The organism is Vibrio sp. 10N.222.55.C6, assembly GCF_041473395.1.
Lineage (GTDB): Bacteria > Pseudomonadota > Gammaproteobacteria > Enterobacterales > Vibrionaceae > Vibrio > Vibrio crassostreae_C.
This window is the reverse complement of record NZ_JBFRSD010000769.1, coordinates 1-485: the sequence shown is the minus strand read 5'-3', so window position 1 is coordinate 485 and position 485 is coordinate 1. Positions and strand designations below refer to the sequence as shown.

Genomic DNA, 485 nt, shown 5'->3' with positions numbered 1-485 from the left:
GGTTAGATCTTAGCGGAGATAGGGGTAGCGCCAACGAATTTAGATCATGTGTTGATAACCTGAACCCTAGCACCGTGTCTGACTCTAGTAAAAAGTGGTATTGGGAAACGGATTATGGATATCAAACCATAATCAATGACCTCTTAATCATGGGGCATTATCAATTGTTATCTAACCAAGATGAGGCTCAGTAATTTATGAATACCATAACCTTTAAACTCAAGTTTGACATCCAAAGTGATTGGCACATTGGATCTGGCGAAGAAGGCGGCGCGAAAGCGGATGCGTTGGTATTAAAGGATGAGCAAGGACTTCCATATTTACCCGGCCGTGCGGTGAAAGGCTTATTGAGAGAAGCCTTTCAAAAGGCGGAAGACAACCAATGGTTTACCCAAAGCTGCACTGTAGCAACGCTCTTTGGTTGTGAAGGCACCGGAATCGCAACGCAAGGAATTATTACGGTTAGTAATGCTGTTATGCAACCG

2 protein-coding genes are annotated in these 485 nt (G+C 43.9%); both read left to right on the top strand.

The genetic code is table 11. The features are described 5' to 3' along the window. A partial coding sequence (locus AB4486_RS26070) for a hypothetical protein (RefSeq protein ID WP_372119648.1) occupies positions 1-194 on the top strand: 194 nt, incomplete at its 5' end. A gap of 3 nt (positions 195-197) precedes the next feature. After that, positions 198-485 (top strand): RAMP superfamily CRISPR-associated protein (locus AB4486_RS26065; RefSeq protein ID WP_372119646.1); only part of this gene is annotated, 288 nt, incomplete at its 3' end.